At 52.7% G+C, this 15,487-nt stretch carries 13 protein-coding genes; 5 read left to right on the plus strand and 8 right to left on the minus strand.

What is annotated here, in order from left to right:
* Window positions 1-23: 23 nt before the first annotated feature.
* From ABVN36_RS01980 to ABVN36_RS02010, 7 genes are all read right to left on the minus strand, one after another.
* The gene (locus ABVN36_RS01980) at window positions 24-596 is read right to left on the minus strand and encodes a membrane protein (RefSeq protein ID WP_017441766.1); all 573 of its coding nucleotides are present in this window, start codon (window positions 594-596) and stop codon (window positions 24-26) included.
* Window positions 593-3,001: a fimbrial biogenesis outer membrane usher protein gene (locus tag ABVN36_RS01985; protein ID WP_023138566.1), complete on the minus strand. Its 2,409-nt coding sequence runs from the start codon at window positions 2,999-3,001 to the stop codon at window positions 593-595. The genes ABVN36_RS01980 and ABVN36_RS01985 overlap by 4 nt, the downstream gene beginning before the upstream one ends.
* 13 nt (window positions 3,002-3,014) lie before the next feature.
* Window positions 3,015-3,722 (minus strand): fimbrial biogenesis chaperone StjC, encoded by a 708-nt coding sequence (gene stjC, locus ABVN36_RS01990; protein WP_001112028.1) that lies wholly within the window; start codon window positions 3,720-3,722, stop codon window positions 3,015-3,017.
* A 77-nt stretch (window positions 3,723-3,799) separates the two neighbouring features.
* Window positions 3,800-4,489, minus strand: coding sequence for a DUF1120 domain-containing protein (locus ABVN36_RS01995; protein ID WP_000722272.1), 690 nt, complete (start codon window positions 4,487-4,489; stop codon window positions 3,800-3,802).
* Between the two features lie 47 nt (window positions 4,490-4,536).
* Window positions 4,537-5,226 (minus strand): DUF1120 domain-containing protein, encoded by a 690-nt coding sequence (locus ABVN36_RS02000; RefSeq protein WP_023138567.1) that lies wholly within the window; start codon window positions 5,224-5,226, stop codon window positions 4,537-4,539.
* Between the two features lie 310 nt (window positions 5,227-5,536).
* Window positions 5,537-6,553, minus strand: coding sequence for a lipoate--protein ligase LplA (gene lplA / locus ABVN36_RS02005; protein ID WP_023138568.1), 1,017 nt, complete (start codon window positions 6,551-6,553; stop codon window positions 5,537-5,539).
* Between the two features lie 33 nt (window positions 6,554-6,586).
* Window positions 6,587-7,231, minus strand: coding sequence for a YtjB family periplasmic protein (locus ABVN36_RS02010; protein ID WP_000090067.1), 645 nt, complete (start codon window positions 7,229-7,231; stop codon window positions 6,587-6,589).
* A 116-nt stretch (window positions 7,232-7,347) separates the two neighbouring features.
* Between ABVN36_RS02010 and serB the strand changes: the two genes are divergently transcribed.
* The 3 genes from serB (at window position 7,348) to nadR (ending at window position 11,165) form a co-directional block, all read left to right on the plus strand.
* Complete coding sequence (serB, locus tag ABVN36_RS02015) at window positions 7,348-8,316, plus strand: phosphoserine phosphatase (protein ID WP_001132983.1); 969 nt, start codon at window positions 7,348-7,350, stop codon at window positions 8,314-8,316.
* Window positions 8,317-8,399: 83 nt separating this feature from the next.
* Window positions 8,400-9,782 carry a DNA repair protein RadA gene (gene radA, locus ABVN36_RS02020; RefSeq protein ID WP_001029710.1) on the plus strand — a complete coding sequence of 461 codons (1,383 nt, stop codon included), beginning with the start codon at window positions 8,400-8,402 and terminating at the stop codon, window positions 9,780-9,782.
* A 150-nt stretch (window positions 9,783-9,932) separates the two neighbouring features.
* Window positions 9,933-11,165 (plus strand): multifunctional transcriptional regulator/nicotinamide-nucleotide adenylyltransferase/ribosylnicotinamide kinase NadR, encoded by a 1,233-nt coding sequence (gene nadR / locus ABVN36_RS02025; RefSeq protein WP_023138569.1) that lies wholly within the window; start codon window positions 9,933-9,935, stop codon window positions 11,163-11,165.
* A gap of 117 nt (window positions 11,166-11,282) precedes the next feature.
* On the opposite strand, the gene ettA is transcribed toward nadR, so the two are convergent.
* Window positions 11,283-12,950 (minus strand): energy-dependent translational throttle protein EttA, encoded by a 1,668-nt coding sequence (gene ettA, locus ABVN36_RS02030; RefSeq protein WP_023138570.1) that lies wholly within the window; start codon window positions 12,948-12,950, stop codon window positions 11,283-11,285.
* Between the two features lie 175 nt (window positions 12,951-13,125).
* Here ettA and sltY point away from each other — a divergent pair, with 175 nt between their 5' ends.
* Window positions 13,126-15,096, plus strand: coding sequence for a murein transglycosylase (gene sltY / locus ABVN36_RS02035; protein WP_155580949.1), 1,971 nt, complete (start codon window positions 13,126-13,128; stop codon window positions 15,094-15,096).
* 57 nt (window positions 15,097-15,153) lie between these two features.
* Entirely contained in the window at window positions 15,154-15,480 is a 327-nt protein-coding gene (gene trpR / locus ABVN36_RS02040) for a trp operon repressor (protein WP_000192003.1), read from the plus strand.
* Window positions 15,481-15,487 lie beyond the last annotated feature (7 nt).

A 15,487-nucleotide genomic window follows, 5' to 3' on the forward strand; every position in this document is an offset into this window, starting at 1 on the left:
CCAGAGCAGGCCCCCTTCATCGTTTATTTCGTCAGCACTTCCCACTGTAAATTGCTTTCCAGCATGACCGTATCGGTAGAATGCGTAAATTGATTATCGTTCAAGACAGGTGTTAATGTCAGCGTGACGTTCATCATTTTCCCACTGACCTGCTGGTTATTATCCATCGCGATGATACCGTTGTTATTATGTAGTAACAGACTATCCAGGGCACTGTCATTGGGAGCAAAGCTCACTCTATCAAGGGTGCTGGCAATAGGATAACTTTTACCATCTACTATCATCTGACTAACACGTACGGCGAGACCACCGTTATTTCCAAAATAAAATCGTCCCTTTTCCCCCGCTGAGGCCTGCACAAAAAGAGCAATATTCTGGCTTTCTGGGCAACTCACACTAACGTGAACCTCCTGTGAAGACATTTGATTCCAGCCTTGCTGAGAATTGACGATATCATCTTGCTTAAGCCAGCCAAAGCTGACGTTTGGCGAAGAGAACGTTATTTGGCAGTCATCGTCGGCTCGGGCTGATGGAGGGAGTAGTGCGGTGAAGAGACAACATATAGCAATCCCCAACCATTTGCTGTTGGATTTCATTGACAGACTCCCTTTGCCGTTTCATAAAATGCCTCTTTATCCTGGGTTTTCTGCAGCGTGTAGTGGATGCGACACAGACGATTCATATCATCATCAGCGGCATATAACGCAGGATTATCCCCAACATCGGTGATAAATACGCGTCCGCTGTCGACAGCGCTGACCAAATAGTTATTTTTTTCATCTACAATGCTGGTGCCTTTAGGTAGCCATGAGCCGTCCGGACGCTTTACTGTCAGCATCACACGGCGTGTATTCAGCACGTTGAAATCCAGTACCCGAAAAGCGCTGTGCGCGACAGTAATATTCTTAATACCGTTTGCCAGTTCCATGCTCTTTGGTAGCGTATTCGCATTAACCTCTACGCGGGATTTCCGCCATTCAGTTAGCCCCGGAATGACGGCCTGCCCCCAGCGGTCAGTCCAGATTCGCCCCTGTGGCGTGGCGATTTCAATGCCGCTTTCTGGTTCACTCAGGCGTGCGATAGCAAAGGTATTTTTGATGGTGTAAGGCGAGAACGTTATGCCATGTTCGTGTGCAGCGATGCCCCCGCTGAAGGTTGCGTTATAGTTGCGGTAATTATCGCCATCAGTGCCGCCGCCCACGCTGAGTTGAGTGTAATGGAGATTGCTATTGAGATTACCGTTGAAGCTATTTTGCTGGTTTTTTGCATCACGATCCGCAGAAATATAGTAATGGGTATCTTTACTCAGCGAACCATTATTTTGTAGCCCGTAGGTTGTTTTATCACCTTGATTACGCATATAAGCGCCGACGCGCTGCTCACCTAGTGGAATGCTGATGTTGATGTAAAACATATCATCATCATTACTGCCGTTATGATTCGCATCATCCTGATTAACAGCGTGCTGCCAGTTAGCGGTAATTGAGGCATATTTAAACGTTTTGCCCCAGGAAGCCATTATACTGCGAGAGTCGTTGTCATTATCCGTAGCCTGATAAGTGTAATAACCCAGAGAGAAGGTACCTAACAGATTATGGTTCCAGGCGATATTAGCACTGGAGCTACTTTGGTATTCATAAGCATCTTTATTGAGCGCATCCGTTAACTCACGATATCCGTCGCTGTAGCGGGCGGTGCTGACGTCAAGTCTAATTTCCCCGGGCAGCGCCATGCTGGCGCGTAGCTCACTTTTCGCACCCTGCAGAGATTCGCCAAAGGACGCTTTACTGCCCAGCATTGAGCCGGAAAACGTCCATTTGTTGGTTGGAAGCCATTGCAGCATACCTCCTGCCGCTTGATAGTCTTGTGCCAGTACGCCAGACGCCTGCGCCAGCCAGTTTTCACTCAGTTTCCAACCATCGCTGATGTTATAGATCCAGGGGAGAGAATAGTCGCTGGTGGTATCACGTACGCGCCCTATGGACATTGTCAAGCCTGCGGGCGTGAGTTCGCGTAAATTAAAAGATACTGCCGGCACCGTGAAGGTTGTCGTTGAGCCATCGGTTTCAACGACGCTGACGTTAAGGTCGGTATTGCTGCGTATGATGGGGACATTTTCAAGGGTAAATGCCCCAGCGTTCACTGGTGCGGTATAAATAATCTGCCCGGACTGACGAACTTCAACGCGAGCCTGGTGGGTTCGGGCAATACCGTTAATGGTTACGCCTTGTGTATCCTGTGCCAGCCCTTGTTCAGGGATAAGCTGTACGCCGTTGATCGGCGCGCCACTGAATAGACTGGAGTTGACGTTGATCTGCCCAACTTGCGCACGCATTTTTTGTGCCTGAAATACGTGCTCCGCATAGGTATATAGACTATCGGTACGGTATTCTCCATCATTATTCGTCAGCATGTAGCGGCTGCGCAGCGTCCATTCCGCGAAGTTTAAGCCAGCTTCAAGGTTTGCCTGGGCATAGTTTCGGCTATCGCTACCGGATGACTCGCTGCGACTGGCGTACAGGTTATAGTTAAATAACCCGGCGGTGCCGCCTTTAATCACGTTGTTTAGCGAGAGTAAGTTATTATCCAGAGCCTGCGCCGGAACAAAAAGCTCCAGCGATTCACTGTTTGGCAGTGGGGTAATAATCGCTGAGGGATAATCTTCTTGTAGGCTATGGCAGGTTTCTTTGGCGCTGATATTAAGCGGTACGAGCCCGCTGGCGCTGAGGAAATCGTCATCCACGCAAAGCTGGCCTTCTGTGTCGAAACGCGCGACCAACGACCCTCTATTTACGCCATTGATCTTTACCATGACGGTGTGGCTGCCTGGTAGAAAACGCGGCGCACGGGAAAAATATTGTGCGACGTTGGGGCTAATGCCTCTGGAGGTGAGAATACCCATGTCAAAATTCAGCTCCTCCGCCAGAGCCGAAAACGTCGTGGTCGCCAGTGAGCAATAAAGCGCAGTTTTGATGTATAGCGGCAGTTTTAAATACTTCACGTGCTAGCTCTCATCACGGCACCAGCGGTGAGGTAAAGCTGGGGACTTCAATGCCGTAACGGCTGGCAGGGTAAAAACGTACGGATGTATCAGCAGCAAGGGGCGTTTTTATACTGACGTTCAATGTTTCGCCGGGCAGAATATAGGTTTTTTTAATCGTGCCTTCGCCCCCGGAAGGTAAGAAGGTAATATTTTGGGCTAAACGTACAACGTAGGGAGACGGATTTTTGACGTTGATTGTTTGTCCGTTTCTGGACCAGGTTAATAATTTCCAGGCATCAGTAACGACCGGTAGATTTTTAGGACGAATTAATACCGGCAAATCCTGGCGTAGATTAAAACCTATTTTCATTCCCTTATTGGTAGATTTCGGAGGAATACCTTCAAACGTGACGCGTTTATAGTGCTCGACGGTGAGCGGTTCCGTGCTTTCCATAATAAAGCGTAGTTGCTGCTGCTGGCCTGCTTCAACGCGAACAACCGGTTGAGTGACATCCAGTTTCACACCATTGTCGTCAGGTAAATCAACGACGGTGGTATATAACAAAGCCGGATTGCTGTCGGTGTTTTTAACATTCATTACGCCGCTGTGTGTGGATTCTTCAATCACCAGTAGCGTAGTTTCCGGTACCATGCCGGCAGCGTTAGCCTGTGAAAAGAGTGCTGAAAAAACAAAGGGGACGCTGAGTAATAATAATGGAAGTTTAGTCACTGCTGGCATCAGAATTAGTCCTTTAATTTTAATCTGTCTCCCCATAATAAGGGAGACAGATCAATAACCTTTTTATACGGTCTGGATCAGAGGTATTTAAGCGTGATGGTTGCCTGACCATCCAGAACAGTATCATCAGTAATGGCCAGCGTTGCAGTATCCTGAATGGCCAGTGAGGTTTTCAGCGGGAAAATGGCAAGAGTATACGGAACCGGTTCGGTGGTGCCTTTTGTAGCAACGGTAAACATTTCCATATTGCCGTTTTTGATAATCCCGGTGGTGGACTTCTGCCAGACTGGGCTATCAACGGTTCCTGAGATAGCGTCAGATTTTACACCATCAGCGGTAACGTTCGCGGTATCGGTGTAAATAGAGAACGCGCCGATTTTTACACCTTCGGTTGTTTTGCCAACGCCGTAGGACATTGTGGTATCAGATACTATACCATTAGTCATATTGCCATTGGCTATGGAGATAACGGATGCGCCTGGGTGGGTGTCCGCACGGTCATCGGTAATAGTCCAGGCTGCTTTGGTTGCAGACGGACAAGAGATACTCAGAGAGACATCTTTAGTGCCCAGTTGGTTTACATCCGTTGCGGAAAGTGTGGCGAGGCGGATAGTACCGTAATCAACCACGCCGCCGTCGCTGAGTTCTGGGGTACAACCGCCAACAATCAGTTGACCGGTGACTTTTAATACGGCGGTGGTGTCAGCATTCACGCTGGTTGTAGCAAAGGCTGCTGCAATTGCAGTAATAAGCAAAATTTTTTTCATTATAGTTCCATTAAAGAGGTGTTGAATATTCCATGTGAATGCTGGAGTTACAGATATACGAGTGTAAAGGTCGCCTGACCATCAAGCGTGGTGTTATCGGTAATAGCCAGTGTGTCCGTTCCCTGTATAGCGGCAGCTACGCGTATAGGAAATGTTGCAATGGTAAAAGCGGCGGGGCCATTTTCATCGCCGACACTATATGTAGTGATATTTGGAAATGTATTTGTAAGCGCAACGAATTCGTTTCCTGTGATAGCCCACAAATCTGGATTATTACTACTTGACGCTACCATTTTCGTCTGAATGCCATCGGCGGTCGCATTATTCAAGTCCATAGAGAGGCCGAATGAACCAATGTTGATACCACCTGCTGTTTTACCCAGACCTAGCTGATAGTTTGGTATTCTATTGTTCTGATGTCTAAATGTTGCGTCATCGATAGTCAATGATGTTACCGAATCGGGATGATTATCGGTAGCGGTCCAGCCAACTTTTGCCGGTGCAAGACACTGAATCGTGAGTGTTATATCTTTGTATCCCAGTTGATTCGTCTCAGTTGGCAGCAGATCGCTAACGGCCTTAGTACCGAAATCTACAACTCCACCATCACTTAACTCTGGTATACATGCGCCGTTGGTTAAAACGCCAGTCAGTTTTAATACAGCAGTGGATTCAACCGCTTGCGCTGAAGTTGATAATCCTATTACGACAGAGGTCGCTATTAATAATTTTTTCATCAGTAATCCCTAACGATTAAGTATATTTCCAAAGAACATGTAATGCGCGCCGGGATTCTATGAAGAGAATGATAGGTTGTAAATTTAATAAAATTAAATCTTGGTTAAGAAAAACTTTAATCATCATTGGTGATGATAAATGGTTTATAATTCGCTGGGTTTATGAAGTGCGGGGAAATAATATTAATTTTAAAGATTATAGTAGTTGGTGAGTGTGTTTTAACTATTTGTGCTATTCACTCATTTTTCAGAATATGTTGTTATGTTTAAATAATATCAGAGACACATTCATCTCTCTGATATTATTTATTTAGCGCACTGCTCTGGCAATCCACGCCGATAATTCCCGCAGTTCTTTTTCCTGCTCCGGGAAATCAACCAGTAGCGCTTCGCACTCCTGTTGTAGCATATCCGCGCGGTACAAACACCCTTGCAGTCTCCCCGCCAGCGCTTCCAGTGGCGCGGGATTGAGGCTGTCGGTAAAGACCTGTGCACGGGTGATATGACCTTTTTCGACGTCGAAATGTAGCTCGACGCCGCCCCAGGTGAAACGTTCGTCCAGTAGATGGCTGAACGCCGGTGCCTGGCCGAAATTCCACTCCCAACTGCTCTGGCGCGCAAAGGTTTCGGCAAAATTCGGCAGATCCGGCGTTTTATCCGGTGAAATCACTTCCGCGTCGACGCGTTCGCCGTAATGGGCGAAAAAGGCTTCCGTCACCGCCTGGCAGACCTGTTCATGGGTGATACCCGGTAATAGCTCGGTAAGATTGGCCACGCGGGAGCGAACGGAGGTAATCCCTTTCGCCGCAAGTTTCTTTTTATCGGGATTCAGATAGTTCGCCAGACGGCTGAGGTCGGCGTTCAACAGCAGCGTACCGTGATGGAAACCGCGATCTTTGGTTTCGCGATAGGCTGAACCGGAGACTTTGCGATCGCCGTCCGGCGTTTTTACGACCAGATCGTTGCGTCCCGAAGCATCGGCCATGACCCCCAGCGAATTCAGCGCCGCGAGCACAATATGGGTGGAGATGGTTTTATCGTATTCCGGTTTACCGGCCATAAAGGTAAAGCAGGTATTACCGAGGTCATGGAATACCGCGCCGCCGCCGCTGCTACGGCGGGCCAGACGGACGTTATCTTCTTCCATACGCCGCGTATTACACTCTTTCCACGGGTTTTGCGCGCGTCCAATCACCACCGTATCCGCGTTGCGCCACAGGAACAGCACGCGCTGGGTGGCGGGCATCTGGCGGAAAATGCACTCCTCGACCGCCAGGTTAAACCAGGGATCGTAAGAGTCAGAAATAAGCAGGCGTAATGTTGTCATGGTGGTTTTCCTTACCTTTATTAAGCCGTCATTTTACTCTTTTTCCTCACGCTCTTCCTCTTCCGGAACAGGCTTGCTGGCCGTTAGCAGGAAGGGCGACTGCTGCCAGCGGGTGCGTTTACCTTGTAGCAAGGTGCGCGTCAGCACCACGCCTATCGCCAGCGAGAGTAGCAGCATCAGACGTAGAATGTTGGTGGTGTTATCGACCTGCTTTGCTTCGGTGGCCAGCGTGTGGGTATCCAGCGTCAGACGCAGGTAACCCAAGGGGCCGTTTTTCCCCTGGATAGGCTCGACAATTTGTTGGTTAAAATAGCTGCCCGCTTTTTTGCCATCCAGCGCCAGCCTGTCGCGCACGTTGACGCTTTCGCCAGCGCGAGTAATAAGATCGCCCTGTTCATCATAGACGCCGGCATCCAGAATTCGGCTCTCTTGCGTGAGCTGACGCAGCACGGCGTTGATGCGATTTTCATCCGGTGTTTCGCTGCGCATCAGCGGGGCGATGTTGAGCGTCACCTGGCGCGCCAGCGTGCGGGCCAGCTCTTCCAGCTGCGGATTGCGCTGTCGCTGGTGGTTTTGACTAAACCATGAAGCGCCCTGCATGAGCGCGACGAGCAGTGTGAGACAGAACAATACAATGACTGCACGATGCAGCCGAAATTTCAGTTTTGCGCGAGCCATATTCCACCTGCTGAAAATTTGAGGCTTAATGTTGCCAGAAGCGATGGTTACAAGGTAGCCTCATGCGTTATTTTCCGCGGGGCGGTTACCGGCCTGAACGATTTACAGGAGCTTTAATGCCTAACATTACCTGGTGCGATCTGCCTGAAGATGTCTCTTTATGGCCTGGTTTGCCTCTTTCTTTAAGCGGCGACGAGGTGATGCCTCTGGATTACCATGCAGGCCGCAGCGGTTGGCTGCTGTATGGGCGCGGGCTGGATAAGCAGCGTTTAACTCAATATCAGACCAAACTGGGCGCCGCAATGGTGATTGTCGCCGCCTGGTGCGTGGAGGATTATCAGGTCATTCGTCTGGCGGGGTCGCTGACGCCGCGTGCGACGCGGCTGGCGCATGAGGCGCAGCTGGATGTCGCGCCGCTGGGTAAAATTCCGCATCTGCGCACGCCGGGGCTGCTGGTCATGGATATGGATTCCACGGCGATCCAGATTGAGTGTATCGATGAAATCGCTAAGCTGGCCGGTACCGGTGAGAAGGTGGCTGAAGTGACGGAGCGCGCGATGCGCGGCGAGCTTGATTTTACCGCCAGCCTGCGCAGCCGCGTGGCGACGCTGAAAGGCGCGGATGCCGATATTTTGCGCCAGGTGCGCGGGAATCTGCCGCTAATGCCAGGATTAACGCAGTTGGTGCTAAAACTGGAAGCGCTTGGCTGGAAAATCGCTATCGCCTCCGGCGGCTTCACTTTCTTCGCCGACTATCTGCGTGACCAGCTACGTCTGACGGCGGCAGTCGCCAATGAGCTGGAGATCATGGACGGTAAATTTACCGGCCACGTTATCGGCGATATTGTGGATGCTGAGTATAAAGCCAATACCTTGCTTCGTCTGGCGCAAGAGCATGACATCCCGCTGGCGCAGACGGTGGCGATTGGCGACGGCGCTAACGATCTGCCCATGATCAAAGCGGCAGGGTTAGGTATTGCCTTCCATGCCAAGCCAAAAGTAAACGAAAAGACGGAGATTACGATCCGCCACGCTGACCTGATGGGCGTGTTTTGCATTCTCTCCGGCAGCATGAACCAGAAATGATTAACCTGCCCAATGGCAAGGCGACCGTAGGCCGGATAAGCGTCAGCGCCATCCGGCAACAGCGTTAACGAAAGAGGTAAAACGTGGCAAAAGCTCCCAAACGCGCCTTTGTTTGTAATGAATGCGGGGCCGATTACCCGCGCTGGCAGGGGCAATGCAGCGCCTGCCATGCCTGGAACACCATTACCGAGGTGCGCCTTGCCGCATCGCCGACGGTGGCGCGTAACGAACGTCTGAGCGGATACGCCGGCAGTGCGGGCGTATCAAAAGTGCAGAAACTGTCTGACATCAGTCTTGAGGAACTGCCGCGCTTTTCTACCGGTTTTAAAGAGTTTGACCGCGTGCTGGGCGGCGGGGTGGTACCCGGCAGCGCCATTTTGATTGGCGGTAATCCCGGCGCGGGCAAATCAACGTTGCTGCTACAAACGCTGTGCAAGCTCGCCGAGCAGATGAAAACACTGTACGTCACCGGCGAAGAGTCGCTACAGCAGGTGGCGATGCGTGCGCACCGTCTCGGCCTGCCGACCGCTAATCTGAATATGCTCTCCGAAACCAGCATCGAGCAGATCTGCCTGATAGCGGAAGAAGAACAGCCGAAACTGATGGTGATCGACTCCATACAGGTGATGCATATGGCGGACATTCAGTCGTCGCCAGGCAGCGTCGCCCAGGTCCGCGAAACGGCAGCCTACCTGACGCGCTTCGCCAAAACGCGCGGCGTGGCGATCGTGATGGTCGGCCACGTCACCAAAGACGGGTCGCTGGCGGGGCCGAAAGTGCTGGAACACTGTATCGATTGCTCAGTATTGCTCGACGGCGACGCCGATTCTCGTTTCCGCACGCTGCGCAGCCACAAAAACCGCTTTGGCGCAGTCAATGAGCTGGGCGTCTTCGCCATGACCGAACAGGGGTTGCGCGAAGTGAGCAATCCGTCCGCCATCTTTTTAAGCCGTGGCGATGAGGTCACTTCCGGCAGTTCAGTGATGGTCGTCTGGGAAGGTACGCGACCGTTGCTGGTGGAGATTCAGGCGCTGGTCGATCACTCGATGATGGCGAACCCCAGACGCGTGGCGGTCGGTCTGGAACAAAACCGTCTGGCAATCCTGCTGGCGGTGCTGCACCGACACGGCGGTCTGCAAATGTCGGATCAGGACGTCTTCGTCAACGTGGTCGGCGGCGTGAAAGTCACCGAAACCAGCGCGGATCTGGCTTTACTGCTGGCGATGGTCTCCAGCCTGCGTGACAGGCCGTTGCCGCAGGATCTGGTGGTGTTTGGCGAAGTGGGGCTGGCAGGCGAGATTCGTCCGGTGCCGAGCGGGCAGGAGCGTATTTCCGAGGCGGCGAAACACGGTTTTCGTCGGGCGATTGTGCCTGCCGCCAACGTACCGAAAAAGCCGCCGGAAGGAATGCAGGTGTTCGGTGTTAAAAAGCTCGCAGATGCGTTAAGCGTGTTTGACGACTTATAATTCTCTGTATGTAGTGATGTTGTATAATTTGCCGGATGGCGATGCAATGCGTCTTATCCGGCCTACGGATTGATACGGATTGATGTTGTAGGCCTGATAAGCGAAGCGCCGTCAGGCAGTGTTATGCGATTTTTCCAGCAGGAGGCTCTTGTGTCATCGTTCGACTATCTCAAAACCGCGATTAAGCAGCAAGGTTGCACTCTGCAACAGGTGGCTGACGCCAGCGGTATGACCAAGGGGTATCTGAGTCAGTTACTTAACGCCAAAATCAAAAGCCCCAGCGCGCAAAAACTGGAGGCGCTACACCGTTTTCTCGGGCTGGAGTTTCCCCGCCGACAGAAAAGCATTGGCGTGGTGTTCGGTAAATTTTATCCATTGCATACCGGACACATCTACTTGATCCAGCGCGCCTGTAGCCAGGTGGATGAGTTGCACATCATTATGGGTTATGACGATACGCGCGACCGTGGGCTGTTTGAGGATAGCGCCATGTCGCAGCAGCCCACCGTGTCGGATCGCCTGCGCTGGTTATTGCAAACCTTCAAATACCAAAAAAATATTCGTATCCACGCCTTTAATGAAGAGGGGATGGAGCCTTATCCGCATGGCTGGGACGTCTGGAGCAACGGCATTAAAGCGTTTATGGCAGAGAAGGGAATACAGCCGAGCTGGATCTACACTTCCGAAGAGGCTGATGCGCCGCAGTACCTGGAGCATTTAGGGATTGAGACGGTGCTGGTCGATCCTGAACGCACGTTTATGAATATCAGTGGGGCGCAAATCCGCGAAAATCCGTTTCGTTACTGGGAATATATTCCTACCGAAGTGAAGCCGTTTTTCGTGCGTACCGTCGCGATTCTGGGCGGGGAATCAAGCGGCAAGTCTACGCTGGTCAATAAGCTCGCCAATATTTTTAATACCACCAGCGCCTGGGAATATGGCCGCGACTATGTCTTTTCGCATCTGGGCGGCGATGAGATGGCGTTACAGTATTCCGACTACGATAAAATTGCGCTGGGTCATGCGCAATATATTGATTTCGCAGTGAAATATGCGAATAAAGTGGCGTTTATCGATACCGATTTCGTCACCACCCAGGCATTTTGCAAAAAATACGAAGGGCGCGAGCATCCCTTTGTCCAGGCGCTGATCGACGAGTATCGCTTCGACCTGGTGATTTTGCTGGAAAATAATACGCCGTGGGTAGCTGACGGACTGCGAAGCCTGGGCAGTTCAGTGGATCGCAAAGCGTTCCAGAGCCTGTTGGTCGAGATGCTGAAAGAGAACAACATTGAGTTCGTTCACGTTAAAGAGGCTGACTACGATGGCCGCTTTTTGCGCTGTGTGGAACTGGTGAAAGAGATGATGGGCGAGCAGGGATAAGAACCAATGCCTGATGCGACGCTTACCGCGTCTTATCAGGCCTACAGTTTCACAACGTACTGGAATCGCTGGGTTTGTAGGCCGGGTAAGCGCAAGCGCCACCCGGCATTCAGACATTTATTTGGCAATACGCTTGTACTTGATACGCTTCGGCTCCAGCGCCTCGGCGCCCAGCGTGCGTTTCTTGTACTCTTCGTATTCGGTAAAGTTGCCTTCGAAGAATTCTACCTTACCTTCATCCTGATAATCCAGGATGTGGGTGGCGATACGGTCAAGGAACCAACGGTCGTGCGAGATAACCATCGCGCAGCCAGGGAACTCCAGCAGGGCGTTTTCCAGCGCGCGCAGGGTTTCGATATCCAGGTCGTTCGTCGGTTCGTCGAGCAGCAGGACGTTGCCGCCCACCTGCAGCAGTTTCGCCAGGTGCAAACGACCGCGCTCACCGCCGGACAGTTCGCCAACGCGTTTGCCCTGATCGACGCCTTTGAAGTTGAAGCGGCCTACATAGGCGCGGCTTGGCATTTCAGTGTTGCCGATCTTCATGATATCCAGCCCGCCGGACACTTCTTCCCAGACGGTTTTGCTGTTGTCCATCGCGTCGCGGAACTGATCGACCGAGGCCAGCTTGACGGTTTCACCCAGCGTAATGGTGCCGCTATCAGGCTGCTCCTGACCGGACATCATGCGGAACAGGGTCGATTTACCCGCGCCGTTTGGCCCGATGATCCCGACGATAGCGCCTTTCGGTACCGAGAAGCTCAGGTCGTCGATCAGTACGCGGTCGCCGTAGGATTTACGCAGGTTGCTGACTTCAATGACTTTGTCGCCCAGACGCGGTCCTGGTGGAATAAACAGTTCGTTGGTTTCGTTACGTTTCTGATACTCAACGCTGTTCAGTTCTTCAAAGCGAGCCAGACGCGCCTTACCTTTCGACTGACGGCCTTTCGCGCCCTGACGCACCCACTCCAGCTCTTTCTCAATGGATTTACGGCGCGCCGCTTCGGCAGACGCTTCCTGCGCCAGACGCTGATCTTTCTGCTCCAGCCAGGAGGAGTAGTTGCCTTCCCACGGAATACCTTCGCCGCGGTCAAGTTCCAGAATCCAACCGGCAACGTTATCGAGGAAGTAACGGTCGTGGGTAATCGCCACGACGGTGCCTTCGAAGTCGTGCAGGAAACGTTCCAGCCACGCAACAGATTCGGCATCCAGGTGGTTGGTGGGTTCGTCGAGCAGCAGCATGTCCGGCTTTTCCAGCAACAGACGGCACAGCGCCACGCGACGGCGCTCGCCGCCGGACAGTTTTTCGACTTTGGCATCCCAGTCCGGCAGACGCAGAGCGTCAGCAGCGCGCTCAAGCTGCACGTTCAGGTTATGACCGTCGTGCGCCTGGATAATCTCTTCAAGCCGGCCTTGCTCTGCGGCCAGCTTGTCGAAGTCGGCATCCGGATCGGCGTACAGCGCGTACACTTCATCCAGACGTTTGAGAGCGTTAACCACTTCCGAAACGGCCTCTTCAATCGACTCGCGTACCGTGTGTTCCGGGTTTAGCTGAGGTTCCTGCGGCAGGTAGCCAATCTTAATGTCGGGCTGTGGGCGCGCTTCGCCCTCGATATCTTTATCGAGACCCGCCATGATGCGCAGCAGGGTAGACTTACCGGCGCCGTTAAGGCCCAGCACGCCGATTTTGGCGCCAGGGAAGAAGCTCAGCGAGATGTTTTTCAGAATATGACGTTTCGGCGGAACCACTTTGCCGACACGATGCATGGTATAAACGAATTGAGCCACGTTGGACTTCGCCTCTATGTTTATCGTGATGGTGAATAGATGTCAAAGGCGAAGTGTAGCCTTTTTCCCTGCCTAAGCCCAGCCAGCAGATCGCACTCGCAATAAAAGTAAAAAAGTGTCCGTAACGTGGCGCAAATGGCTATGACTGGTTAGCATAAATTCATTACGCGGCATGATGCTGCATTGGATAACAATTGAGGAAGTGCTTGTGGATAGAGCCAAACCATTTGTCTGGCGTCTCGTCGCCGCCAGCGTATGCCTGCTGACCTTTTGTCACCTCGCGCGGGCCGACTCACTGGAAGAGCAGCGTAACCGCTATGCGCAGATTAAGCAGGCCTGGGACAACCGCCAGATGGATGTGGTAGAGCAGATGATGCCGGGTCTGAAAGATTATCCGCTCTACCCGTATCTGGAATACCGTAAGATCACCGACGATTTGATGAACCAACCGGCGATTGCTGTCACGCAGTTTGTGCGCGCCAATCCTACGCTTCCGCCTGCGCGTACGCTGCAATCGCGCTTCGTCAATGAGCTGGCGCGTCGTGAAGACTGGCGCGGCTTGCTGGCGTTTAGCCCGGAGAAACCCGGTACCACGGAAGCGCAATGTAACTATTACTACGCGAAATGGAGTACCGGGCAAACGGAAGCGGCCTGGCAGGGCGCGAAAGACCTTTGGCTGACCGGCAAAAGTCAGCCGAATGCCTGCGATAAACTTTTCAGCGTTTGGCGGGCCTCCGGCAAGCAAGACCCGCTGGCGTATCTGGAACGTATTCGGCTGGCGATGAAAGCCGGGAATACGGGGTTGGTTACGGTGCTGGCCGGACAGATGCCGGCGGAATATCAAACGATCGCCTCAGCGATCATTACCCTGGCTAATGACCCTAATAACGTGTTGACCTTCGCACGCACCACCGGCGCCACCGATTTTACCCGCCAGATGGCGGAAGTCGCGTTTGCCAGCGTCGCCCGCCAGGACGCGGAAAATGCACGTCTGATGATCCCCTCGCTGGTACAGGCGCAGAAACTTAATGAGGAACAAACGCAGGCGCTGCGCGATATCGTTGCCTGGCGACTGATGGGCAACGATGTGACCGATGCGCAGGCGAAATGGCGCGATGACGCGATTATGCGCTCGCAATCGACGTCGCTTATCGAGCGGCGCGTGCGTATGGCGCTGGGGATGGGCGATCGTCGCGGTCTCAATACCTGGCTTGCCCGCCTGCCAATGGAGGCGAAAGAGAAAGACGAGTGGCGTTACTGGCAGGCGGATTTATTGCTGGAGCGCGGTCGTGACGCCGAAGCGAAAGAGATCCTTCATGCTTTAATGCAGAAGCGCGGTTTTTATCCGATGGTTGCGGCGCAGCGTTTAGGAGAAGAGTACACGCTTAAAATTGATAAAGCGCCCGCCAACGTAAACAGCGCGTTGACGCAGGGGCCGGAGATGGCGCGTGTACGGGAGCTGATGTACTGGAACCTGGATAACACGGCGCGCAGCGAATGGGCGAATCTGGTAAAAAGCCGTAGTAAATCTGAACAGGCGCAGCTGGCGCGCTATGCGTTTAACCAGCACTGGTGGGATCTGAGCGTACAGGCGACGATCGCCGGAAAACTGTGGGATCATCTGGAGGAGCGTTTCCCGCTGGCGTATAACGATCTTTTTACCCGCTATACCCGCGGAAAAGACATCTCACAAAGCTATGCCATGGCGATTGCCCGCCAGGAGAGCGCCTGGAACCCGAAAGTAAAATCGCCGGTAGGGGCCAGCGGCTTAATGCAGATTATGCCGGGAACGGCCACCCATACGGTGAAAATGTTTTCGATTCCGGACTACCGCGGCCCCGGCCAACTGCTGGAGCCGGAGACCAACATCAACATTGGCACCAGCTATTTGCAGTATGTCTATCAGCAGTTTGGTAATAACCGTATTTTCGCCTCGGCGGCGTATAACGCCGGGCCGGGGCGCGTGCGCACCTGGCTTGGCAATAGCGCCGGGCGTATCGATGCCGTAGCGTTTGTCGAAAGCATTCCCTTTTCGGAAACGCGCGGCTACGTGAAAAACGTTCTGGCCTATGACGCTTACTATCGCCACTTTATGGGGCAGAAAGAGGCCTTAATGAGCGACTCTGAGTGGCAGCGACGGTATTAATGCAGACGGGTTATGTTATCATTTGTACTCGTGTAACAGTACAAACGGCGGTATAACATGACCCAGCATTCCCCTTATTCATCGGCTATCGCCGAACAACGTAATCAGGAGTGGCTTCGTTTTGTGGAGTTACTCCGTCAGGCATATGCAGAGGATCTGCATCTGCCTTTATTACAACTGATGCTTACGCCGGACGAGCGTGAAGCGCTGGGAACGCGCGTGCGCATTATTGAGGAGTTGCTGCGTGGCGAAATGAGCCAGCGCGAGTTGAAAACCGAGCTGGGGGCGGGTATCGCCACCATCACGCGCGGGTCAAACAGCCTGAAATCCGCGCCGGTTGAACTGCGTCATTGGCTTGAGAACGTACTGCTGAAAAACGCCTGATTTGCTC

Source organism: Salmonella sp. SJTUF15581 (assembly GCF_043356775.1).
Taxonomy (GTDB): domain Bacteria; phylum Pseudomonadota; class Gammaproteobacteria; order Enterobacterales; family Enterobacteriaceae; genus Salmonella; species Salmonella enterica.

What these genes read in the sequence shown, in the direction of transcription:
- sltY (WP_155580949.1), top strand. Translation starts at nt 13,126, where the DNA reads ATGCTGCATTGGATAACAATTGAGGAAGTGCTTGTGGATAGAGCCAAA.
- ABVN36_RS02000 (WP_023138567.1), bottom strand. Translation starts at nt 5,226, where the DNA reads ATGAAAAAATTATTAATAGCGACCTCTGTCGTAATAGGATTATCAACT.
- ABVN36_RS01980 (WP_017441766.1), bottom strand. Translation starts at nt 596, where the DNA reads ATGAAATCCAACAGCAAATGGTTGGGGATTGCTATATGTTGTCTCTTC.
- trpR (WP_000192003.1), top strand. Translation starts at nt 15,154, where the DNA reads ATGACCCAGCATTCCCCTTATTCATCGGCTATCGCCGAACAACGTAAT.
- ABVN36_RS01995 (WP_000722272.1), bottom strand. Translation starts at nt 4,489, where the DNA reads ATGAAAAAAATTTTGCTTATTACTGCAATTGCAGCAGCCTTTGCTACA.
- serB (WP_001132983.1), top strand. Translation starts at nt 7,348, where the DNA reads ATGCCTAACATTACCTGGTGCGATCTGCCTGAAGATGTCTCTTTATGG.
- lplA (WP_023138568.1), bottom strand. Translation starts at nt 6,553, where the DNA reads ATGACAACATTACGCCTGCTTATTTCTGACTCTTACGATCCCTGGTTT.
- stjC (WP_001112028.1), bottom strand. Translation starts at nt 3,722, where the DNA reads ATGCCAGCAGTGACTAAACTTCCATTATTATTACTCAGCGTCCCCTTT.
- ABVN36_RS02010 (WP_000090067.1), bottom strand. Translation starts at nt 7,231, where the DNA reads ATGGCTCGCGCAAAACTGAAATTTCGGCTGCATCGTGCAGTCATTGTA.